Annotated in this window: 15 protein-coding genes and 4 pseudogenes; 11 read left to right on the plus strand and 8 right to left on the minus strand. The window is 59.3% G+C overall.

The window, feature by feature from the left end:
* Positions 1 to 204 precede the first annotated feature (204 nt).
* Positions 205 to 1,641: an ISNCY family transposase gene (locus P0D84_RS40330; protein WP_408347671.1), complete on the minus strand. Its 1,437-nt coding sequence runs from the start codon at positions 1,639 to 1,641 to the stop codon at positions 205 to 207.
* Between the two features lie 353 nt (positions 1,642 to 1,994).
* Between P0D84_RS40330 and P0D84_RS40335 the strand changes: the two genes are divergently transcribed.
* Positions 1,995 to 3,221: an ISL3 family transposase gene (locus P0D84_RS40335; RefSeq protein ID WP_408342594.1), complete on the plus strand. Its 1,227-nt coding sequence runs from the start codon at positions 1,995 to 1,997 to the stop codon at positions 3,219 to 3,221.
* Positions 3,222 to 3,865: 644 nt separating this feature from the next.
* Here the strand turns inward: P0D84_RS40335 and P0D84_RS40340 are convergent.
* On the minus strand, positions 3,866 to 4,174 hold the full coding sequence (locus P0D84_RS40340; RefSeq protein WP_408347674.1) for a hypothetical protein: 309 nt from the start codon (positions 4,172 to 4,174) through the stop codon (positions 3,866 to 3,868).
* A gap of 951 nt (positions 4,175 to 5,125) precedes the next feature.
* On the opposite strand from P0D84_RS40340, the gene P0D84_RS40345 reads away from it, so the two are divergent.
* From P0D84_RS40345 to P0D84_RS40370, 6 genes and pseudogenes are all read left to right on the plus strand, one after another.
* On the plus strand, positions 5,126 to 6,292 hold the full coding sequence (locus tag P0D84_RS40345) for an AAA family ATPase (RefSeq protein ID WP_408347677.1): 1,167 nt from the start codon (positions 5,126 to 5,128) through the stop codon (positions 6,290 to 6,292).
* A gap of 2 nt (positions 6,293 to 6,294) precedes the next feature.
* Positions 6,295 to 8,517 (plus strand): S8 family peptidase, encoded by a 2,223-nt coding sequence (locus P0D84_RS40350; protein WP_408347680.1) that lies wholly within the window; start codon positions 6,295 to 6,297, stop codon positions 8,515 to 8,517.
* A 96-nt stretch (positions 8,518 to 8,613) separates the two neighbouring features.
* Positions 8,614 to 10,506, plus strand: coding sequence for a ribonuclease H family protein (locus tag P0D84_RS40355; protein WP_408347683.1), 1,893 nt, complete (start codon positions 8,614 to 8,616; stop codon positions 10,504 to 10,506).
* A gap of 29 nt (positions 10,507 to 10,535) precedes the next feature.
* Positions 10,536 to 10,712: a hypothetical protein gene (locus P0D84_RS40360; protein ID WP_408347686.1), complete on the plus strand. Its 177-nt coding sequence runs from the start codon at positions 10,536 to 10,538 to the stop codon at positions 10,710 to 10,712.
* A 183-nt stretch (positions 10,713 to 10,895) separates the two neighbouring features.
* Positions 10,896 to 12,377 (plus strand): ISNCY family transposase, encoded by a 1,482-nt coding sequence (locus P0D84_RS40365; protein ID WP_408347688.1) that lies wholly within the window; start codon positions 10,896 to 10,898, stop codon positions 12,375 to 12,377.
* A gap of 190 nt (positions 12,378 to 12,567) precedes the next feature.
* Positions 12,568 to 13,978, plus strand: a pseudogene (locus P0D84_RS40370) (ISNCY family transposase); the annotation flags it as partial.
* 250 nt (positions 13,979 to 14,228) lie between these two features.
* Here the strand turns inward: P0D84_RS40370 and P0D84_RS40375 are convergent.
* Both P0D84_RS40375 and P0D84_RS40380 read right to left on the minus strand, forming a co-directional pair.
* Positions 14,229 to 14,498 carry a DUF1488 family protein gene (locus P0D84_RS40375; protein WP_408347691.1) on the minus strand — a complete coding sequence of 90 codons (270 nt, stop codon included), beginning with the start codon at positions 14,496 to 14,498 and terminating at the stop codon, positions 14,229 to 14,231.
* Between the two features lie 171 nt (positions 14,499 to 14,669).
* A pseudogene (locus P0D84_RS40380) lies at positions 14,670 to 15,146 on the minus strand (IS630 family transposase); the annotation flags it as partial.
* 68 nt (positions 15,147 to 15,214) lie between these two features.
* Between P0D84_RS40380 and P0D84_RS40385 the strand changes: the two are divergent.
* Positions 15,215 to 15,934, plus strand: coding sequence for an IS6 family transposase (locus P0D84_RS40385; protein WP_459252232.1), 720 nt, complete (start codon positions 15,215 to 15,217; stop codon positions 15,932 to 15,934).
* A 732-nt stretch (positions 15,935 to 16,666) separates the two neighbouring features.
* Here P0D84_RS40385 and P0D84_RS40390 read toward each other — a convergent pair.
* From P0D84_RS40390 to P0D84_RS40405, 4 genes are all read right to left on the minus strand, one after another.
* Complete coding sequence (locus tag P0D84_RS40390) at positions 16,667 to 17,473, minus strand: MipA/OmpV family protein (RefSeq protein WP_408347694.1); 807 nt, start codon at positions 17,471 to 17,473, stop codon at positions 16,667 to 16,669.
* A 66-nt stretch (positions 17,474 to 17,539) separates the two neighbouring features.
* Positions 17,540 to 18,430: an alpha/beta hydrolase gene (locus tag P0D84_RS40395; protein WP_408347697.1), complete on the minus strand. Its 891-nt coding sequence runs from the start codon at positions 18,428 to 18,430 to the stop codon at positions 17,540 to 17,542.
* Positions 18,431 to 18,432: 2 nt separating this feature from the next.
* On the minus strand, positions 18,433 to 19,203 hold the full coding sequence (locus tag P0D84_RS40400; protein WP_408347700.1) for a DUF4118 domain-containing protein: 771 nt from the start codon (positions 19,201 to 19,203) through the stop codon (positions 18,433 to 18,435).
* 96 nt (positions 19,204 to 19,299) lie between these two features.
* A complete protein-coding gene (locus tag P0D84_RS40405; RefSeq protein WP_408347703.1) occupies positions 19,300 to 19,635 on the minus strand; it encodes a DUF4148 domain-containing protein in 336 nt (111 codons plus the stop codon).
* A gap of 399 nt (positions 19,636 to 20,034) precedes the next feature.
* Between P0D84_RS40405 and P0D84_RS49200 the strand changes: the two are divergent.
* The 3 genes and pseudogenes from P0D84_RS49200 to P0D84_RS40420 form a co-directional block, all read left to right on the plus strand.
* Positions 20,035 to 20,469, plus strand: a pseudogene (locus P0D84_RS49200) (DUF6650 family protein); the annotation flags it as partial.
* A gap of 76 nt (positions 20,470 to 20,545) precedes the next feature.
* Positions 20,546 to 21,505: pseudogene (locus P0D84_RS40415) on the plus strand (tyrosine-type recombinase/integrase).
* A 93-nt stretch (positions 21,506 to 21,598) separates the two neighbouring features.
* A protein-coding gene (locus P0D84_RS40420; protein WP_408347706.1) for an IS5 family transposase occupies positions 21,599 to 22,416 on the plus strand; the annotation gives its coding sequence in 2 pieces (ribosomal slippage) (positions 21,599 to 21,947 and positions 21,947 to 22,416; 819 coding nt in all).
* Positions 22,417 to 22,690 lie beyond the last annotated feature (274 nt).

A 22,690-nucleotide genomic window follows, 5' to 3' on the forward strand; every position in this document is an offset into this window, starting at 1 on the left:
CGGGAACCGGACATTTCTAATGAGCCAGAACCAGACATTACTAAAAAGCTCTGACAAGTTCATGTCAAAGCCATTTCAAGATGTCGTTGCTGGAGCTAAATAGAAATGTCGTATCTGGCACCGGTGCTGAGTCTCTTTTTATGGGTTAAAGCTCAATGCAGTGTTGCAGGACAGCACGTGAACGGGCAGGGCGTGTCAGTCCGTTCAGTGGGTGCCTGCAGACCGCGGCCCGGGTTTGCGAGCCTTGACCGCGATCGTGACCGGCTTTGCCGATAACTGCGTCAGCGTTGCATTGACATCTTCCCGTGTGAACTCGCGCTGCTTCTTCGTGCCCGGTTCGCGCTGATTGCGTCCGGCGGCCAGCCCACGATGCGTGCGTGACGGTGAACCCGAAGCGCGCCGGTCATCACGCTGTGCCTGCAGCGCCTGCGCCACCTGCAGTGCGTGCCCCAGCCGCTTGTGCTCGATCACCGCGCCCTGATCGATCTCCGACAGCCGGTCATAGGGGACGCAGGGCAGGGCAACGCCATCCGCCCGCACCTCGATGCGCCCGTCCGGATACTCCCACACGTCGATATACCGGTGGATCAGTTTCCGGTTCGCCGGCGTGTCCGCCAGCAGGTACATCACGCGGTCGTACTGCACCGTCAGCGACTTCGTCACGCGCCGCAGTTCGCGCCACGTCAGCAGCGCGTCCAGATCCTCATCGTCGCGCAGCGGCCGGTGTGCGTCGAACGTGCTCTTCGGCGGTTTCGCAAAGTGCGCGTTGTACGACGCGATGAAGGCAGGCGCATACGCATTGGCCGCCGCGATGGTACTGATGCCGCGCAGCCGCAGTTCCTTCACCAGCCGGTCCTGCAAGGTCAGGTGCGCCCGCTCGACGCGGCCCTTGGCGGAACTGCTGTTCGCGCACCACGTGTCGATGTTCAGTTCGTACATCGCGCGGCCAAAGTGCGTCACGCCCCGGTCGCCGGTCTGCGTGTGCGTCGGCCGGAACACGCTGGCCTTGTCGCTATAGAACGCGACCGGCTTGCCGTAGCGCTCCAGATACCCACGCGTCGCCTCAAAGTAGCTGAAGGTCGATTCGGTCGCCGTGAAATGCAGCGCCATCAGCCGGCTGGTTGCGTCGTCGACATACACCAGCAGCGTGCATTGCGGTGCCCGTGCCTCGAACCACGGATGCTCGCTGCCGTCGATCTGCACCAGCTCGCCCAGACACGCGCGCCGGGCCCGCGGCTGGTAGAGCTTCGGCGGGCGCTGCCGGCGCGGAATCCATAAGCCCGCATCGGTCATCAGATGCCGCACGGTTTCCTTCGACAGCGTGATCCCATGGCATTCGTGCAGCTTCTCGCAGGCCAGCGTCGGCCCGAAATCGGCGTAGCGTTCACGGATGATCGTCAGCGCCCGCACAGCCAGTCCTTCATCCAGTTTCCGGTTGCCCGGGCGATCGCGTCGGCCCGAGCACAAACCGGCGGCACCCGAAGCCCGATAGCGGATCACCAGCCGCTCGACCTGGCGCACGCTCAGCCCGAGCCGTTCAGCTGCGCGCCCGGGCTTCAGTCCCAGCTCCACAATCGCCTGAATCACCTTTAAACGGTCGAGTTCGCGCATGTTCAGTGTCACCAGTTCGGCTGCACGCATGGCGGGCTCCCGCAATCAGACCGGAAACGCCGAGCATGGCACCCGCTGCAAAACACGACATCTGTAAATAGCCAGAACACGACATTCTCATATTGCCGCTACATGTCAATTGTTGATAATTGTATTTATGTAATATTGATTAGGAAAACTTGATTGATTCGTAAGGCCGTTGGTAGGTGTAATTTTACTTCTAAAAGTTTTCTGCCTCTTTTGAATTCTCAGTGGGTGGTTTGGCGGGTCAAGGGCGGGCATAAGCCCGGCGCAGCGAACCCTTGAGGCGCCTGATTCGATAAGCTGAGTCATGGCTGGTTGCGGCAGAATGCTGCAACCAGCCATGCAAGACGAATCGAACAATGACGAACCAACTATTTGAAGCCGCCCTGGGAATCAAGGCACCGTGGTACGTACAAAGCGTCGACTTTGATACCGGCAAACGCCAACTCACGATTGCCGTGGACTTCGTCGCGGGCAGTCGGTTTGCCTATGCTGGCGTAGCCGGCGAGCACCCCGTGCACGACACGCAAATCAAGCGTCTGCGCCATTTGAATTTCTTTCAACACGAGTGCTATCTGGAAGTACGTGTGCCGCGTGTGCGCTTGCCGGACGGCTCGGTACGGTTGGTGGAACCTGATTGGGTCGGCCAACTCAGCGGCTTCACGTTGCTGTTCGAGGCGCTCGTGCTGATGCTCGCTCAGCAGATGCCGTTTGCTGCCGTGGCGCGCATCGTCAACCTGTCGTGGCACCGGGTTCACGCCATCTGCTCGCGCTATGTGGAACTGGCGCTCGCGTCGGCGGACCTGTCGGAGGTGACGACGGTGGCGATTGACGAAACCTCGTACCGGCGCGGTCATGAGTATCTGACATTGGTGGCCGACATGCAGGCGCGGCGCGTCGTGTTCGTGACGACCGGCAAGGATGCCAGCACAATTGAAGGCTTCGCGGCCTATCTTGTCCAACACGGTGGCAAGCCCGAGCAAGTTGACTCGGTCAGCATTGACATGTCACCGGCCTTCATCAAGGGCGTAAATGAGCATCTCCCCGATGCGCGGCTGACCTTCGACAAGTTTCACGTCGTCGCTCACGCGTCCAAGGCGCTCGATACCGTGCGTCGACAGCAACAGAAGGTCGACCCGGAACTCAAAGGTATGCGCTGGACGCTGCTCAAAGACTCGAACAAACTCAACCTGGCGCAATTGACCGACCTCGAGGCGCTCGTCAGTCAGTACACCACGAAGCGCACCGCGCGCGCATGGCTATATCGCGAGCAACTGCGCGAGATTCTTGAGCGCAAGCAAATCAATGTCGTCTCCGACATGCTGCAGCAGTGGTGCACCAACGTTATGCGTTCGAAGGTCGAACCGATGAAGGACGTGGTGCGATTGATTCGCCGACACTTTGACGGCATCGTCGCCTGGACCCAGACCCGCCAGACGAACGGCTTCATCGAAGCCATCAACGGACTGTTTCAGGCCGCCAAGCGCAAGGCACGCGGATACGCTCGCTTCGAAACCATGCGAACGGTCCTGTTTCTCATCGCAGGCAAACTCGACTTCTCCGCCTTCAACTCGCATGCCCGCTGAAGGCCGTCACCCACTCCGTTTTCAAAAGAGCCAGTTTTTTGCGGCGAAATTCCGCTCTAAAGAACGGTACTCGCTACGCTCCGGGTTGTGCACGAAACTGTTCCGCCGACATGGCATCACGAGCTGCTTCAAGTAGAGTTCAATGATGGCGTATATTCCGTCTTCGAAGGGGGGCGGGTCGTCCGTCGGCAGTCGATGCTGGAGGACGCACGAGCATGACGCAGCGCTTTCCTAGCGGAAGGTGATTTCGTCGTTAGACTGCGGGACGGTTGACTCTTCGAGAATGGCGCGAATGAGGTATTTCGTTTCCATGCGCTAACCCGTCGTGGCCGGAAAGAAAGCCAGCGGCCCGACTTTCTGGCGGTAGAACAAAAAACAGAAGCCGCTGGATCTCGAAGAAAGGCAGTGGCGGTGGCGGTGGCGGAGTGTACGTGTTGTTCAAGATCGCGGCCGGCATCTCAGGGATGGAACATATATCGGGCGACGGTTTGGAAGTGTTTCCTGCTGCGCGTCATGCAGAGGCAACCGCGAAAGTTGACTGATCAAAACACGGGTGGCTCAGTCGAGTCACGCTCTGGATCCTTCGCCTTTGCCGCCTCGATTTCTTGCTCGTTTTTGCGGCGCAACTCGGCAAGCGAAGCGAATCAGTTTTTGGCGAACGAACCGGCGAGAGGCAGGCCTTCAGCGTATTGTCGCCCCCTGACGTCAACACCCGGGCGGGGCAGCGCAACTTCGCACTGGCCCAGTACCTTTTCGCGCATTTTGTGACGACCGGTCGCGTGACGGATTGCATCGCGCGTGACGCTGAGGCAGGGATTGATCTTGTCCTTCCATTCCGCCTGGAAATTACTCACGTTGACTTCCCGGTTCAGGTTGATCGTATGGCGCAGTACCAGTGCGGCGATGATGTCCTTCTGGAATGCGGCGTCTTTGCCGGCGTACTCATTGCTCATCCCGTTTCTCCTTCAGTTGGTGAAGCGCCATTGTGCAACGGGATTCCGTCAGCGCAAGAGGCTGTCAAGCCATTGTTTTAGCTGGATTTCCCAGGACACAAATCCGATTCCTCCCCCGTACATATGGGCGCGAGGCGAGGAACGCTATGACTATAAGCGCCCGGTCATCTGACCATGCCTCGATTGACTACCGGCCATAGCCGACGTTCCTTGCGCTGCACAACTCAACCGCGTTCATCAAAGCGGACTGGTCCGTCCGGTTGCGGCAAGTCAGTCGGCGCGTTCACGAAAAGAATGCTGCGGCCGATGCGCCAGCCTGCCGACCGTGAAGGCGTGCGGCTCTTCCGGGTCGCCTGCGCGCGACCTACCCGAAACTGAAAACAGCGACGCTGACGGCCAGTACGGGATGGGATACCGGGCGAGTTGACGACATGAAGCGGACCGCGCCGATTGAGGGGCTGTACAGATTAACGGACAGTGCACCGCCTGCTAGCCCGTGTGTGCCCTTCGAACCAGAGGACGAGCCCAACACCCCTGTGCAACTGTTGCAGCCCTACCAGATACGGGCGATCCCGGTGGCAACCAACCGCTTCGCGCTGCAAAGGTGGCACCGCTACTGAACTGGCGGCATGACTCTGTGATCGATCCGGCCTGCACGCTGGTTGACAGGCCGTGCAGCAGTTACGTGCACATGACACTGCGTGCGACCACGGCGACCGGGCTGGAGTATGCGAACGACCCGGTCGAGGGGTCGACGTCGCGCATGGTCGAGGAGTTTCAGTATCTCGCGGTGCGCCGCGGGTATATCGGTCTCGTATTGCGTGGAGCCCCTGCACGGTCTGAAGAAAGTATTTACTTTGCAACAGGACGACCGCAAGCATTTGATTTTCGCCAGTTAATTGGTAGAATTTCGCCAATTGAGCGACTATGTAAAGCACGGAGGTAAAAGGGATGACGAACAAAACTGCCGAATCAAGCGATATCGAAGCGGATTTCGCCAATTTGGCGGGTTTGCTCATCGATGAAGCATATGATGATGGCCGCTTGTTTTTGGCGAAACTCGTCCGCAAGTATCGAACCGTACGGCCGTCGCTCGCTGATCAATTAAATCTTTCGTTGCGTCGTTCAAACTTGCGCGCCTCTGGGTCATCTGTTTTGCGCCGAGCTCACCCCGAGCCCGCGGAGCCAATTCCCGTCGATGCAGACACAAAAATGGCGCTACTTCGCGTCTTCGACGATCGGAAGGGGATTGAGCATCCTCTTTTGGGCGAGAGCTTGTTTCGTCAGATCTCCGGCATCATCAGGGAGCGCGTCGAAAGGAAGAAACTGGAAGACAGGGGGATTCGCCCAACGCGATCTGCAATCCTCGTTGGCCCGCCAGGAGTTGGGAAGACACTTTCCGCGCGTTGGATCGCTGCAGAGCTAGGTAAGCCGCTCTGGGTATTAGACCTTACGACCGTAATGAGCAGTATGCTCGGAAAGACTGGCAATAACCTGCGCCTGGTCTTTGATCACGCACGAGCCAATGACTCAATTCTTCTGCTTGATGAAATTGATGCTATCGCGAAGCGGCGAAGTGATGATTCTGACGTTGGGGAACTAAAGCGACTCGTCACCGCTATTTTGCAAGAAGTCGACAACTGGCCTGACTCGAGCTTGTTGCTCGCTGCGACAAACCACCCGGAGCTCGTTGATCCTGCACTTTGGCGAAGGTTTGACGCTCAACTCCAGTTTGCTCAGTCCGAGAAAGGCGTAGTAGGAGCGGCGGTCCGACGCTTCCTCGGGGCAGATCTCGGCGAGTTCGAGGCGGTCGCAGATGTGCTAGCGGAGTCTCTTAGTGATCTATCGCCGGCGGACATCGAGCGCGCGATTATGGCGCTTCGTCGACGGGCTGTTCTTGATGGTGAAAGTCCGATTCACGCAGCGCTGGAGCTCATCGGAGAGCAAATCGCGACGGTAGAGAAGCCCGTTCGACAGCGGATGGCTATAGAACTAGCGCGGTCGGGACAGTTTTCTCACAACAAGATTATGGATCTTACGGGAGTGTCTCGGGACACTATCCGGAAGTACGCGGGACCTTCACCAATTCGCGGCCGGGGCGGCCGAAAGGATAGCTAGACATGGCTGCGGGGCGATTTTTAATTGGACGGGGAGAGCTACTGACTTACGATATTCCGCCTCCGCCGATTGACCCTGACAAGGCGCACCCGTATGCGTTTGACGACGCGATGCGCCATCTGATGCCTCAGATTGCGACAGCGTCGGCAGAGTTTCAAAACCTCCCGGCTGAGGCTTGCCCCGGTGATATGGCAGTCGCAATGATTGACCTGCACCCGGCTTATATTGCAAAGTCGTTCTTCCCCTCTCAGTTTTTGCGGGAGGCAAATCTGACCTCTCTGGGAAGCCGCTCCGTCCTCGTCAGGCCGCGAAAGGAGACGCGCAAGACGGCGCCGGAGGTGCAGACATCGACGAGACTGTTCGTCGCCGGAACGCGTAGATCTTTCGCGCGATTGCCAGGAGTCATCGGACAGCTCAGAGACAATAGCCGTGAGGCTCTTCAGTTTGCCGAAATTGAAGACTTTCGAGCGATGACGGCGGATGATCGCATCAGAACGACGCATAACGGACATGAAACCGTGTTTGAAGCCGGCTTGCACTTGTTGCCGGATCAAGATGTCGACGTGCTACAGGCGGCGTTCTCGGCGTATGCGAACCTGTGCGGATTCGAGGTGAACGCAGAGTTCGTGTTTCCGGTCGGTGGGATGCTGTTTGTCGCAGTCCAGGGTCGTCCCGCAGTCGCTCTGGAGCGACTTGCCAAATTTTCGTTGCTACGTGTACTGAGACCGATGCCGATACTGCGGAGTCATCGACCCGTTCCGAAGGGATCCTTGGTCCGCGTACCCTTTGAATTACCCGTTGTTGATCCCGTGTCTGATGAGCCCAAGGTCGCTATTCTGGACGGCGGGTTGCCGGACCAGCACGGGTTTGATAGGTTCGTGCGTATGTATCGTGAATCAGATCCTGCAGCGAGCGATGTCTCCGAATTTCTCGATCACGGAATGGGGGTAACTTCCGCATTTCTGTTCGGCCCCGTTGAACCGGGTCAAGAGGCTCGACGGCCATATTCCTATGTGGACGTCTATCGAGTGTTGGACGACGGGTTCAAAGAGGAAGACCCTCTTGAGCTATACCGCACGCTGGCACATATCGAAGAAGTGCTGCTCTCTCGGCAGTACCAATTTTTGAACCTTAGCCTTGGTCCCGAGTTGCCCATTGAGGATGATGATGTTCATGCATGGACGGCTGTTTTGGACACCATGTTGAGCGATGGCGGTACGCTTGTTACCGTCGCTGCGGGTAACAACGGTGAATTGAAGCCCGAGCTTGGCTTAAACCGGATTCAAGTGCCCGCCGACTGCGTCAATGCATTGGCCGTGGGTGCAGCGGATAAGTCTCAAGATGAATGGGCGCGCGCTCCTTATTCGGCACAAGGTCCGGGGAGAAGTCCTGGCATTCGTAAGCCCGATATTGTGGCTTTCGGTGGCTGCCCGAAGGAGTACTTTCACGTCGCGAGACCTGGAAAGAGGCGCGAACTTACCGCCACCATGGGCACGAGCTTCTCTGCCCCCTATGCCCTCCGCTCCGCCGTGGGGATACGCGCGATTCTAGGTGAAGCTATTCATCCACTTACGATCAAAGCGCTTCTGATTCATGGCGCTCAGACTCGCGATGGGCATGACGCGAAAGATGTCGGCTGGGGGAGGATTCCAGAAGATATTGCCGCAGTGATTACTACGGGTAACGGGGTCGCGCGAATTATCTATCAAGGGTTTCTTCGCCCAGGGAAATACCTGCGCGCTCCGGTACCGTTGCCGGACGGCCCCTTGGAGGGGTTCGTCACCCTGACGGCCACATTCTGCTACGCGTGTACAGTGGACGTTGAAGATGCTGCGGCGTACACAAAGGCCGGCTTGACTGTGACATTCCGGCCCAACGTTGAGAGGAAGACTGGACGCAGCGCCGAGACGAAGAGCTTCTTCTCGCAAAAGGAGTTTCGTACCGAGCAGCAGCAGCGGGCCGATCTCGGGAAGTGGGAGACCGTGCTGCACGCGACACGTAGAATGCGCGGAAGCAGTCTAAATCAGGCAGCTTTTGACATACACTACACAGCTCGTGACGGAGGTGGTGCCGCGGGCGCACACGCGGAATTGATTCCGTACGCGCTCGTGCTCACTGTTCACGCTCCCAAGCATGGTGAACTGCATAGCGACATCCTTAAGGCGCATCACCAACTACGAGCGATCGAGCCACGCGTAAGCGTTCCCTTGCGTGTTCAAAATTGAAAATTTGAGGTCGCCTCTGCGGGTGGATGCTAGCGCATAGCGCGCTACAAGACTGCAAAGTTTGGCGCCTCCATAAGACGAGATAAACGGCGGCCTATGCTTCCAGAAAGTCAATCAATACAGGATGTCATTAAACGAGTCCTCTCACCCGAAGGGCTTCGCGATGAATTCGATGACGAGGACACGGCGGATCAGAGGGATCTCTATTGCGTCCAGTCGGAGGACGCGACCGACGAGGAAACTGCTGAATCATTAGGCGACGCAAACGATGATGAGGAGACCCTTTCAGAAGACGAGCAAGAGGTTTTGCAGACGTTGCGGCCGTGGCTTGAGTGTCCGGCTTGGCCGCCTGATCTGTTCGCTGTTGCTGCGACTATTATCGAGCTTGCAAGTTGTTTTACGCACGCATCGTGTATGGACTCCGGGTTTGAGGAACGAAAGGCTTATATCTCGGAGGTTTCCGAAGCTGCAAAACTTTGGCGGGGGAACGTTACCAATGCTCCTGATATCGTAGACGAGTGGTGGCTTGAGCTTCTTGTCCTCTACGGCCAAGTTCGTATAGATCAGCTGCACGACGACCCGCATGGGGTGGTCAGCGACCGGGTTTTGCAACTGCTTATTAGATTGCTGGCGGTCGCCGACGAGGCCTGCGTGGGTGTAGGCTGGTCGAACGATACCGCTAGCGATGCCGCGAAAGAGTGTCTTAATGCCCTCACGACGGGAGACACAACAGATCTCAAAAAATGGAGCAGTGCACAGCATTCGCTCTGTCGACGAGTATCTCCTCATGTCTGCGTGGTGTTCCCAAAGGCGCTTACTACGCCAGTTGGTTGCACGGTGCGGTCGATGAGTCATCATCTGGCACTTTTGCCACCCGTTACGGTCTTGAAACCGCAGTGGCTTCTGACGGACGACAAACCTGATGCGCGCGACACCGGACCGGCCAAGAGAAAGGCTCTACGTTTGCTGATTGTTCCGTTTCCTTTCAGGGTCAGTGAAGATGCGTTCACACGTAAAGGGGAGCCGAATAATCTCGATGGGCTGGGAAAGGTACCATCCTATTTCGGCGTAAATCAAACTTGGTTGGAGAAGCCAAACAGCAGCGACAAAGTTTCGGCTCGCGAACTAGTCGACGAGTTACTGAAGCCGCTTCTAGAGTCCGCGAAGCGCGGGGCGGGGGGCGATGTAATTGACGGTATCTTGCTGCCGGAGCTAGCGTTTGACAAAGACCTTGCCGCGCAGGTGGGTGCTGAGCTTGCGCTGATAGCTGGTGAGTTCGGGCTCAAGTTCTTCATCTGCGGCGCATCGGAGGAAGGAGATGGAAGCCTTCCTTGCAATGTGGCAATGAACTGGGTGTTTCGAGCTCAGGGGCCAAATGGCGAGGCCCAAGTCACACCCGGAAGTCACAGGAAGCACCATCGATGGGCTCTCGACGGCGCGCAGATTGAGCGTTACGGCCTGACGGAGCTGGATCCGTCCTCGAAATCATGGGAGTACATTGACGTCTCTCGGCGAGAGCTCCCGTTCTTCGCAGTTCGCAACGACTTATGCATGACCGTTCTCATCTGTGAGGACTTGGCGCGCGCAGATCCGGCGATGCAGGTGATTCGTGCCGTAGGACCAAATTTGGTGGTTGCATTGCTTATGGATGGCCCTCAACTGATCCAAAGGTGGCCTGGACGATATGCCACGGTTCTCGCCGAGGATCCTGGTAGCTCGGTGCTCTCAATTACAAGTGCGGGCATGGTTGATCGATCCAACTTGCTTGAGCGGAATCCGGTTCGGTCCGTTGGTTTGTGGCGACACGAGAATGGCAGCTCACAGGAACTTTACCTACCAGTTGGCCACCACGGTCTGCTGCTGTCGGTGGACTCTTCTTCGGAGACGCAATTTACATTGGACCATCGGCCGGATTCGGAGACAACGAACCGACTAAAGCTGAGAACAATCAAGCCTTTAGCGCTTGCGGAGCCTCCCAAGTGGCTTTAAACTGGTTACGTTAAGTGGAGAAATCAACGATGGAACAGCGAGTCGTACGCCACGTTTTAGAGGGTCGCACGCTTTCCGATGAAGAGCAGCGGCGCTTGGAAGTCTACGCGATCAAACGCAGAGGACTGGCAAAAGAGGCGCAGGAGCGCAAGCACGAGCGCGTCCGTCATGCGATCAGCATGTTGAAAAAACTGAAGGCGAAATGATTTCGTGGGGAGCCCGCCAATGGCGGGCTTTTATTTTGGATCTTGAATTTGACATAATCCTAATTATCAACAATTGAACTTGTAGAGGCTAAGTAGTAATGTCCGCTTTTAGCCAAGTTCAAATGTCCGCTTTTTCGCAGCGTAAGCTGACCAGCCGCCGGCGTTCCGGCGCGGGAGGCTTTAATGGCTGCGACCGAACGGATAACCATGACGATGCGCGAACTGGACAGGTTCAAGGTCATTCAGGACGTCGCCGACGGCAAGCTCAAGCCGTGGCGCGCGGCAGAACGGCTCAGGCTGACGACGCGGCAGATCCGGCGCCTGGTTGCGCGACTGCGCGAACATGGACCGGAAGGCCTCGTGTCGCGTCGGCGCTCGAGGCCCAGCAACAACCAGCTGGACGCGGTGATGGCCGATCGGGCACTCTCGATCATTCGTGATCGCTATGTCGATTTCGGGCCGACACTCGCGTGCGAGAAGCTGTACGAATGTCACGGCATCCGGCTTGCAAAGGAGACGGTCAGGCGTCTGATGACGGATGCAGGTCTCTGGGTGCCCCGCCGGCAGCGGCCACCGAAGATCTACCAGCCGCGTGCGCGGCGCGCGTGTCTGGGCGAGCTGATCCAGATCGATGGCTGCGATCACCGGTGGTTCGAGGAACGGGCGCCGGCCTGCTCGCTGCTGGTGTACGTCGACGATGCGACGAGCCAGCTGATGACGCTGCATTTCACAGCCACCGAGTCGACCTTCAGCTACTTCGAAGCGACGCGTGCGTACATTGAACGCCACGGCAAGCCTGTCGCGTTCTACAGCGACAAGTACAGCGTGTTTCGCAAGACGGGTGCGAACAAGGATGGCAACAGCGTGACCCATTTCGGCCGGGCGATGTACGAGCTGAACATCGACACGTTCTGCGCGAACAGTAGCCCCGCCAAGGGGCGCGTCGAACGGGCCCACCTGACGTTGCAGGACCGGCTCGTAAAAGAATTGCGGTTGCGTGGCATCAGCACGGCGGCCGGAGCCAATGCGTATGCGCCTGCCTTCATGGCAAATTACAACGCGCGCTTCGCGAAGCCACCAAAGAGCGGATTCGATGCTCACCGTCCACTCAGGGCTGACGAGAATCTTGATCTGGTGCTCACGTGGCGCGAGCCGCGCAAGGTGAGCAAGTCATTGACTGTGCGGTATGACCGCGTCACGTATCTGCTGAACGACACGCCCGAGCACCGCAAACTGATCGGCCGGTATATCGAGGTCTGGGAGTACCCGGATGGGCGTATCGAACTCCGCGCCGATGGTCATGCACTGTCATGCAGACAGTACGACCGGCTGACCGAAGTTGACCAGGGCGCGGTCGTTGAGCATAAGCGGCTGGGTCACGTGCTTCAGGTCTCGCAGGTGATCCAGGCTCAACGCGATAACAGTCGGATCGGAAAAGCGCCTTCGCGAACCCACCTCGGCGTTGCAACCAGGGTCCAAAGCCGCTCGCCAGGCAAGAAGAAGCAACGCGAGTTCACGCAGGCCGATATCAATGGTGTGATTCTGGAACAGTCGCAGCAGCGGCAAATGCAACAACCACGCAAACCTGGCTGTCGGTCTGCAAAGGTGATCGACGCAGACGTAAGCGCCCTGCCAGTTCAGGCGTCGTCCTTCAACAAGGTGTGAGACAAAAGGCGTTAGAAACAAACCCCTTAAACCCGGACATTTCAACTTGGCCGGAAAGCGGACATTTCAGAATGGCCTCGACAGAACTGTAGCGGCAATATGAGAATGTCGTGTTCTGGCTATTTACAGATGTCGTGTTTTGCAGCGGGTGCCATGCTCGGCGTTTCCGGTCTGATTGCGGGAGCCCGCCATGCGTGCAGCCGAACTGGTGACACTGAACATGCGCGAACTCGACCGTCTGAAGGTGATCCAGGCCGTGGTGGAGATGGGACTCAAGCCCGGGCGCGCAGCTGAACGTCTGGAGCTGACCGTGCGGCAGGTCGAACGGCTGGTGATGCGCTATCAGGAATCCGGAGCGACCGGTCTGGTTTCACGCAAACGTGGCCTGGCGAGTAACCACCAATTGCCCGCCGGCAAGGCCGAACAGGCGCTGGCGCTGATACGGGAACGCTATCCGGACTTCGGGCCGACGCTAGCCTGCGAGAAGCTGCATGAGTCGCATGGCATCGCGATGTCCGTCGAGACCGTACGCACGCTGATGATCGCCGCCGGCCTGTGGATTCCGCGCAGCCAGCGGGCACCGAAGGTCTACCAGCCACGGGCCCGGCGTGCCTGTACCGGCGAGCTGGTGCAGATCGATGGCAGCGAGCATGCGTGGTTCGAGGAGCGGGCGCCGCAATGCACGCTGCTCGTGTATGTCGACGATGCGACCAGCCGCCTGATGGTGCTGCACTTCACGGTCACCGAATCGACGTTCAGTTACTTCGAGGCGACGCGCGCGTACCTCGAACGCTACGGCAAGCCGGTGGCGTTCTACAGCGACCGCGCGAGCGTGTTCCGGCCGGTGTACAGCCGCACCGGCGCACGCGGTATCACGCAGTTTGGCCGCGCGATGTACGAGCTCAATATCGAGACATGGTGTGCGAACAGCAGCCCGGCCAAGGGCCGCGTGGAGCGCGCGCACCTGACGCTGCAGGACCGGCTGGTCAAGGAGCTGCGGCTGCGCGGCATCAGCACCATCGCCGCCGCCAACGCGTACGCACCCACCTTCATGGCGGCCTACAACGCCCGCTTCGCGAAGCCGCCCAGGAGCACCTTTGACGCGCACCGGCCGCTGCGTGACGATGAGGATCGACGCAATCCTCACGTGGCGGGTGATGCGCAAGGTCTCAGATTCACTGACGCTGCAGAACGACCGTGTGATCTATCTGCTCGACAACACCAAGGCGAACCGTAGGTGGATCGGCCACTACATCGATGTATGGGAGTATCCGGACGGGCGCATCGAGATCCGGGCCGACGGCATCGCCCTGCCCGTTCGCCGCTACGACAAGCTTGCGGAAATCGACCAGGGCGCCATCATCGAGCACAAGCGGCTGGGCCACACACTGCAGGTTGCGCAGGCGCTGCAGGCGCAGCGTGATGACCGGCGTGCCTCGGGTTCGCCGTCGCGCACGAACCGGGGCATGCCCGTACGCGCAAAGGACCGCCGGCCCGGCAAGAAGAAGCCGCGCGAGTTCACGCAGGCCGATATCGACGGTGTGATTCTGGAACAGTCGCAGCAACGGCAAGCGCAGCAACCACGCAAACCTGGCCGTCGGACTGCAAAGGTGATCGACACAGACGTCAGCGCCCCTGCCAGTTCAGGCGTCGTCCTTCAACAATGCATGAGAGCAAACCCGTTAAAGACAAACCCCTGAAACCCCCGGACATTTCTCAATGACTGGAATGCGACATTTCTAATTAGCGGGAACCCCGACATCTGAACTTAGCACCGACAGGAACGATCGTGCGTTTTCTGTGTTTATCAGACGCATCTCGACGCGACAGTCATCGTCAGCCATCGGTCGGTTACCGGGTCACGAAGTCGTTGACGGTCAGCCGCAGCGGTTCGTCGGGCCGCGCAAGTAATTTTCTTTGGGCGACCGCGACGATGCGGTTGCGACCGTTTTCAAATGTCTTGATTGTGCGTGCCGCATCGGCGTCGGGCGGTAGCCAGAAGTGTTCTTCGAGTGCCGCACGCGCAACCGCGGCTTCGACGTTGCGGCCGCGGGCCGACAGCATGAAAACCACGGCGCGTCCGTCCGGCGAGACGGCGGGCGCGCGATCAAGAACTTCCATGACACACCTCGACGATATCATTCGCGGTCTTTGTATTTGTACTGCGCCGCCCAGCGATAAATTTACCAGAAGTCACAAGCCCATCGATCGCCAACGACGTAACGATCTGGCGCGCGGCCGCCGCCCGCGGTCGCTTATCACCATGACGCATTTACCAGGATCTTCAGCGTCCTAGTGCAGTGTTCCATTCTGTTTGGAACTTAAGCGGCGGTTTGCGCGAATGACCTTCTGCAGGATGTCGCGAGCGCTTTTTGGTCCAGATGAACGGTTTGGGGTTGGTGTTGTGATGGGCGACGTACTCATCGATGGCGGCGACAAGTTCGGGCACGCTGGCAAACACGCCTCGGCACAACCGCTCGGTGGTGATATCGCGGAAGAAGCGCTCAACCATGTTCAGCCACGACGCGGAGGTGGGCGTGAAGTGCATTTGAAGCGCGGATGCTTGACCAGCCAGGCCTGTACGGCCGGATGCTTGTGCGTGGCGTAGTTGTCCGCGATCAGATGGAGCGTCTTGTCCCTGGGCGTTTCGCGATCGATCTGGCGCAGGAACTTCAGCCACTCGATGTGCGTGTGGCGCTGTTGGCATTGGCCGATGACTTGACCATCCAGCACGTTGAGCGCGGCAAACAGCGTGGTCGTGCCATTGCGGGCTATGGTGCAAATAGGAATGGCGAAATCGGTTAGAGTTGTCGAAGCAAACGAACTGATGGCCGGCGATGAGCAAGTTAAAGACTATGGATGTGTTGTTCAATGGACGACATTTCGATCGAGAGATCATCATTCTGTGCGTGCGCTGGTATCTTCGTTACAAGCTTAGCCTGCGTGATCTGGTGGAGATGATGGCCGAGCGGGGTTTGTCGCTGGCGCACACCACGATTCTGCGCTGGGTGAAGCGCTTTACACCGGAGTTCGTCAAGCGCTGGAACCGTTTTGGCACGCCCGCAGGGCGGTCATGGCGTGTTGACGAAACGTATCTTAAAATCCGTGGCAGGTGGGTCTATCTGTACCGGGCGGTGGACCGGGCCGGCCAGACAGTGGACTTCATGCTCCGCGCAAAGCGCGACGTGGCCGCGGCAAAAGGCTTTTTCGGCAAAGCCATCAAGCATCAGGGCCAAGCGCCGGAGACGATCACGCTCGATGGCTATGCTGCCTCGCATCGCGCGGTGCGCGAGATGAAGGCCGACGGCTTGCTGCCCGAGGACACAAAGGTCCGATCCTCGAAGTACCTGAACAACCCGATAGAACAGGACCATCGCAACATCAAGTCCAGAACCAACGTGATGCTCGGCTTCAAACGGTTCAGGAGTGCCGCGGTCACGATTTCAGGCATCGAGTTGATTCATCGCATTCGCAAAGGTCAGTTCAACCTCGCAAAGCTCGGCCTCAGGGATACCATTGCGGCCTCAGTCTGGAATGCCGTCCTGTCTGCTCGATGAGGTATCCTACCTATTGAAGACCTCTCGACCAAATTGCCTATTTGCACCAGAGCCCCCGGACGCAGGCGGACTTTTCTTCCGGCGACCGCGATAATGCGGCGCGGTCCATCAGCAAACGCCTTGAGCATCCGGACCTGGTCAGCGTCTGGCGGCCGCCAGAATTGCCCCTCGAGCGCCTCTCGCATAATCGCACAGGCGACCTCGCTGCGATGCCCGGTCAGGCGGAACGACATTTCATGTCGGTCCGCCGCTCTATTGGAGACGGGGTTTGCGGTTGACGGGCACGCAGACGTGCCGGACGGTTAGTTGCACGTTTTGCTCGAAATGGATTTCCGAGGTGAGTCTTTACGGGAGATGAACTTCACAGCGCCATGCGAAGTTGCGGTCATCTGATACAGCGTGTCGGCAAATTAAAAAGACTGTCACGCCACCCAGGGCGAACATCGAGCAGCCATTTGGATTTGCGTTCGCGTTGCGCGATCGGCTGCAATCGACCCGTTTGCGCCATTCGACCAAGTCTCGTGAATGACTCTAGCATCCGCATGAACAGACGCTCGAGAGCCTGTGTCGAGTTCAGGTTTTATGTCAATCGTGTGCGCGGTTCAAGCGGAGCGAATGACGCTGATCGACCGGAACGGCCGAGAGGTAAAGGTAACTGACCGTCCGCACTATGTCTCGCTTGCCTGCTGACTATTTGATGTCGAAAGGCCCGCATCGCGCGGACAGCACCAACTATCTGAAGCGGTAGTTGATTGCGGCCACAACGTTCAGTTCATCCCGGCGCTCCGTGATGGGACTGTGTGCCGCGTCGTGCTGCAGCCGGCCAACGGTTACGGCCAACGAGCCGACCCATTTCTTCGTTATGTCATAGCTCGCGTAAGCGTTCAGGTGAATGTCACGTAGTCCCGCACTCGTGTTGAAGGGTGGCAGACCCGACGCAGCGCTCTGTGTGGCGCTCACGCCGAATAACGACCGCGTATATTCTGCATTTGCCCATGTCGTGCCCGGCCCGAATGACACCAGGAACCTTGAGGTCAGCGGCAGGTTAGCCAGCAGATCAGCACTGACCAGAAGTCCCTGGCCCGTTCCCGCAATGTCCTGGTAGGCCGCAACCGAACCGGTCAGCAACGACACCGAATAGTCGGCAAAAAGTTTGAGTTTCGGGCCCTCGTCCACGTTGCCTAACCCATGCAAATGCGGGTCGTCGGACTCGTTGCGCGATTGAAAATCCAGGCTGATCGCAGCGCCGACATGGTAGGTGTCGCCCTTGCCTTTAAGCACATTGATCCCGATCAGATCGAGACCCTGCGAGAAAATCCGGTCATCGTAGGAGATATCGAGCGATGGAATCGGCAGGAGTCGCAACTCGCGTGCGCCTGGATATCGGGGAGAAAGCATCAGGCCTGGACCCACCGATATCTTCCATTTATCGGCCCCGGCAGGATTCACGCTCGCGTCCTGGTCGTCGGCGAACGCATGCGTGAGGCAAAAGCACCCAAACGCAATCGGCAAGCACTGCAGCGCGCGGCTTACCCTCACGGCGCCCTTCCCGTCGTTGCGAGAGCAGTGGCGCCCACGCCCGCATGCGAAGCCTCACACCTCGAATCAAGCACCACTTTGCACCCCCGCTTTTGCGATGTGCCGCAAACGCCTCGCGAGTGCCCTGGAGACTACCGGAGCGGCTTTTCCGCCTGCACCGCTTCGGGCCACTTCACTTTCCCGCAGAAACACGCCTACTTCCCGCGCGACGATTTCGCGTTCGTTGTCGGACGTAATCATGTGGTACGAATCGTCCAGATAAATCGAACGCAGAAACGCGGAGCCAATGTGCGAGCTGACAAATTTCGCGTTGTTGGGATTCGCAGTTTCATCGTCGATAGCGTGGATGATCAGGCAGTCGTTCTTTATATCGCGGACAAAGCCGCGCACGCTCCTGGCGAGCCGCGAGGCTTCGTGGAGCGCCGGCAGGGAAATGGTGGAAGGGCCAACCTCGCTGAACCCATCCTTCTGCATTGCCCGTGCAATTTTTGCTCGCAGCGCCTCGTTCCTGAGTCCGAATGGCGCCCCTTCGCGATATCGCCAGCCTCCGCGCATGGGCGTGTAATATGCCGCCCCCAGCAGGAATCGATACCACGGTATCGCCCACCCGTCGTAGGCGAGCGTGACAGACAGGAGAACAACGGCTTGAGCCGCCGGGCGATGCCTGACAAGCGCCAGCGCCAATGTCGCCCCGATAGAAAGACCGCAAACGGAAACACGTGCATACCGGCCCGACAGCTCGTCGAATTTTCGAATCACTGCCGTGAGCCATGCTTCCATTTTGCGTTCGGGGGACCCCGCGCTATAGCCGTCAAACGTGGGCGCGCAGATCACGAAGCCATTGCGCTCAAGAGCTCGGGCAAGGAACCGCATCTCGAGCGGCGTACTGGAGAGGCCATGGATCAGGAGGACCGCGTGATCTCCGCCTTCGTTGAACAACGACTTTGTATCTGACAAACTCAGCCCCCAAGCCGTAAGACCAGAAAGTCACCTGCGTGCGTCCTGAAGCGTTCGCAGACGCAGTCCATTGGCTGGAACTGTCCGGCGCCCATGTCCACGCGCGCGCGATGGTTGCCGGGCGTGAGCGTCGGCAACAGGAGCCTGATGTCTTCGGAATGAACATGCTCGTAGCGCAGCCCCGGCGCGGTGGCCGCTGCAATCCTCTCCGACATGGCAACACCGGTGCCGCCGCGGTCGTCGAGCGCCGCCCGGTGATCAAGTGCCTGAATCAGGATAATGTCGTCGTGGTAATGAGGAAGATGCCGCAGCAGCCGATGCGTCTCATCGACCGCACGACCGGCCAGCAGCCTCTCGTTATCAGCACGCAAAAGCATTTCATAGCGGGATTGCGCTACGAGGCCGATGAGTTCGCTCCGGAACTGCGCGCGACGCAACCTCTCGATCAGGCAGATGACTAGAATGCTGACGAGCGGAAGCGAGACGATCAAGCAGACGTCGGACTGGTCGAGAACGCTAATTTGCTGATAAGGCGGTACGAACAGGTAGTCGGCTATTACGAGGCCAAACCCCATAACGGCGAGCGCCGGCGCCATTCCAAAAAAATATCCGATCAGCGCTGCAGCGATGAAGTAGGCCGTTCCGGGCATGATGGGCCCGAGCAGCGGACCCAGCAGCAGTCGGCCCCCGCTTGCGACGATGAGCGCGAGCGCTGCGAAATACCAGCCGCGAAGGCCTCGGGGCGCCCAGCCGCTCGAATTACGAACTTTCATAATCTGTCATTTGCTTTGACGCCTGGTCTTGCGGTCATTCAGATGCCCGGCAAACTTTGTGGTGCCGGGGCGACTCGCACCCGCCAACCTGACGGTTTAATGACCGAAGTAAATCGACTTCGTGTTGCCAGTGGCCTCAGAGCGTGCCGCTGTGGGGGCGCCGGATGCCGACACACCACCGGCTACACCCCCGTAGCTACCAGTCACTTCATTTTGCGCAGCCACCCTGGCTTCGGCCGCCTGGATGCCAGCCGGGTAATCCGGGTTGTTGCCCATACCCCTGGCGGGGCGCCAGCCAGCCTTTTCGAGCTGGACGAGCTCGGCGCGCACCTGCGCACGCGTCACCGGCCCGTTCGATTGTTGAGCGAACGATACGGCCGGCGCGGCCAGGGCCGAAGCGAGAGCGACGGCGGGAATGAGTGACTTGAGCATGGTGAAACTCCGGTTGCTGGCCGCGAAGGGCGATTGGTAAGGGCCGGGCAGTGTGCTGCGGCGACAACCGGAGTGAGTATAAACCCGAGCTATTGTAGTGGTTAATTCAATAGTTTATATTGATCAAATAGACTGCTTCTAAAGCCATCGAAGAAAGGTGGCGCCATGCCGGCCGTTTTGTCGGGGCGAGGTGTATGACCGGAATGGCGCCTATCTCGGCGAAATCATGAGCAGCAACCGCCTGATCACCAGCCGGGCCAAGCGTGACTGGCACAGGCCCGGCTTCAGACCGTTGCCGGCACGGACGGCCTATCCCCGTTACACGAACAACCCCGGCTACACCGTGCCCCCGGGTTACGAGGACTTTCCCAGCCCCGAAGAACTTTGAAGGAGCCGGCAATGAGGCAATGGCTGAAACGCGGACGCCGGGTGACCGGCGCGATCGCGCGCAGGATTACCGGCATCAGCGTGCCGTTTGGCGGTGTGCAATGGGCCGATCCGGGACCATCCGACGCCGCGATCGTCCGGCGTTTCATGCTGTTCCTTGAAGACCGGCGCGTGCTCTATAACCCGATGGATCTCGAGGTCGTGAGCCAGGTCGAGACCTCGGTTCACGCCATTCGTGAGGAATGCACGAAGACGCTGCAGGCGCTGCCGCCTGATGTGTTTGCCGCGACGCCGCTGCGGCTCGTTCGCGCCGCGGCCCGACGGTTTCAGGACGACCAGCACGAAGAGTTCCGGTTCTTTGACGAACGGTGGCACGCGCGGGGGGCAACGCCGGGCTTCTTCACCGCACTCGGGGCGTTCCGGGCGACGGTCGGGCAGCCGGTCGCGCTGCTGGTGGCCTACTACGACATCGCCATCGAAGGCGACCTGGCGACCGTGCTGCCCGGGCTGGAGAGAACGGGTCATGACCCAGCCCGTGGCGTTGGTGCAAGGCCAGGCGCTGCCGGTCGTGGTGACGGCGGCGGGCGAGCGCGCCGGCATCCGCTTCCTGGAGTTTTTCGCGTCGGCGATCCGCAACCCGCACACGCGCCGCGCCTACGCGCGCGCCGCGGCCGACTTTCTGACGTGGTGCGCCGGCGCCGGCGTGCCGTCGATCACGGCGGTGCAGCCGCAGCACGTCGCCGCGTGGATCGAGCTGCAGACGCAGACGCGGTCGGCGCCGACCGTCAAGCAGCGGCTCGCGGCGATCCGCCACCTGTTCGACTGGCGCGTGACCGGCCAGATCGTGCCGCACAACCCGGCCGCGTCGGTGCGCAGCCCTTCCCACACCGCGAAAAAGGGCAGGACGCCGGTGCTCGACGCGACCGAGGCGCGGCAGCTGCTTGACCGCATCGATGTGACGACCCCGATTGGCCTGCGCGACCGCGCGCTGATCGCGCTGATGGTGTTTTCGTTCGCGCGGGTGGGCGCCGCGCTGGCGATGCGGGTCGACGACGTGTACGTGCAGCAGCGGCGCCTGTGGGTGCGCCTGCGTGAAAAGGGCGGCAAGCGGCACGAGATGCCGCGTCACCACACGCTCGAGGCCTACCTGCATGCGTATCTCGACGGCACAGGCATCGGCGGTGATACGAAGGGGCCGCTGTTCCGCACGGTCCGGCGCGGCACCGGGCAGCTGAGCGGTACGCCGCTGCCGCAGGCGAACGCCTAGGCGATGGTGCGACGTCGCGCACTCGCGGCCGGCATCGGCACGGCGATCGGCAACCACACGTTCCGCGCGACCGGGATCACCGCGTACCTGAAGAATGGCGGCACGCTCGAGAACGCCGCGGCGATGGCCAATCACGCGTCGACCCGCACCACGCAGCTGTACGACCGGCTACACGACGAGATCACCCTCGACGAGATCGAGCGGATCCGCCTCTAGTGTCTAAGAGGCCAGTTCAAAAACCCCTGAGGGGGCTGTTTACTTTCTCGGCAAGCTGTTAACCTTGGATGCCTGAACAACGGAACCCAAGGGATGGAAGCGCCGATCATTGATGACGAATTGTGGACACTGATCAAACCGTTACTGCCGCCGCCCAAGCCCCGGCGCAAAGAGCATCCTGGCCGCCCACGCGTATCGGATCAGGCGGCGTTGAATGGCATCCTGTTCGTGTTGAAAACCGGTCTGCGATGGAACCATCTGCCGACCGTATTGGGGTTTGGCTCCGGCGCGACCTGCTGGCGACGACTGAACGACTGGCGCAAAGCAGGAGTATGGGATCGACTGCACGAACTGCTGCTCGACAAGTTGCGCGAGGCCGGGCAGATCGATCTTTCATACGCTGCCGTCGATTCCTCGTCGGTACGAGCTGTTGGGGCGGGCGAAAAACTGGCCCGAACCCCACGGATCGCTCGCGACCCGGTTCCAGGCACCACATCCTCGTAGACGCCAATGGCGTTCCCATCACCGCCATCCTGACCGGCGCGAACCGCAACGACGTCACCCAGTTGCTGCCGATCGTCGACGCGATTCCCCCGATCCGTGGCGCGCGCGGCCGACCACTTCAGAGACCCAAGGTCATCTATGCCGATCGTGGTTACGATTCCGATCCGCATCGTCAACGATTGCGCGAACGCGGCATCAAACCGGTGATCGCAAGGCGCCGCACTGAACATGGCAGTGGTCTGGGCAAATTCCGTTGGGTCGTTGAACGGACTCACTCGTGGCCCCACAACTTCCGTCGTCTTCGCATACGCTTCGATCGTCGAGCTGACATTCACGAAGCATTGTTGAAATTCGGCTGCGCCCTCGTCTTCTGGAACATCTTCAGGCGTACGGAGCAGCCTTTTTGAACTGGCCTCTAAAGAGGAGACGTCATAAAAGTACAATTCAGGTATGCATATCATCTGTGATGCGCGCGGATTGAATGTCTCTGATCGACCCATCTCCGCCATTTACAGACTACCGCGTCACGGCAGCTATTGAAACGAAAGCGGACCTATGGCGGACATCCAGATAAATGGCAGACTGGCCTGAAGCGGTCCGTCAGTGGCATATGGGCGACCGAGGCCTGTCCCTTCGTAGATGAAGACAAGTGCCCGCAAACAAGATACATTGAGATCACGC

This window comes from Paraburkholderia sp. RL17-337-BIB-A, assembly GCF_046025895.1.
Lineage (GTDB): Bacteria > Pseudomonadota > Gammaproteobacteria > Burkholderiales > Burkholderiaceae > Paraburkholderia > Paraburkholderia fungorum_C.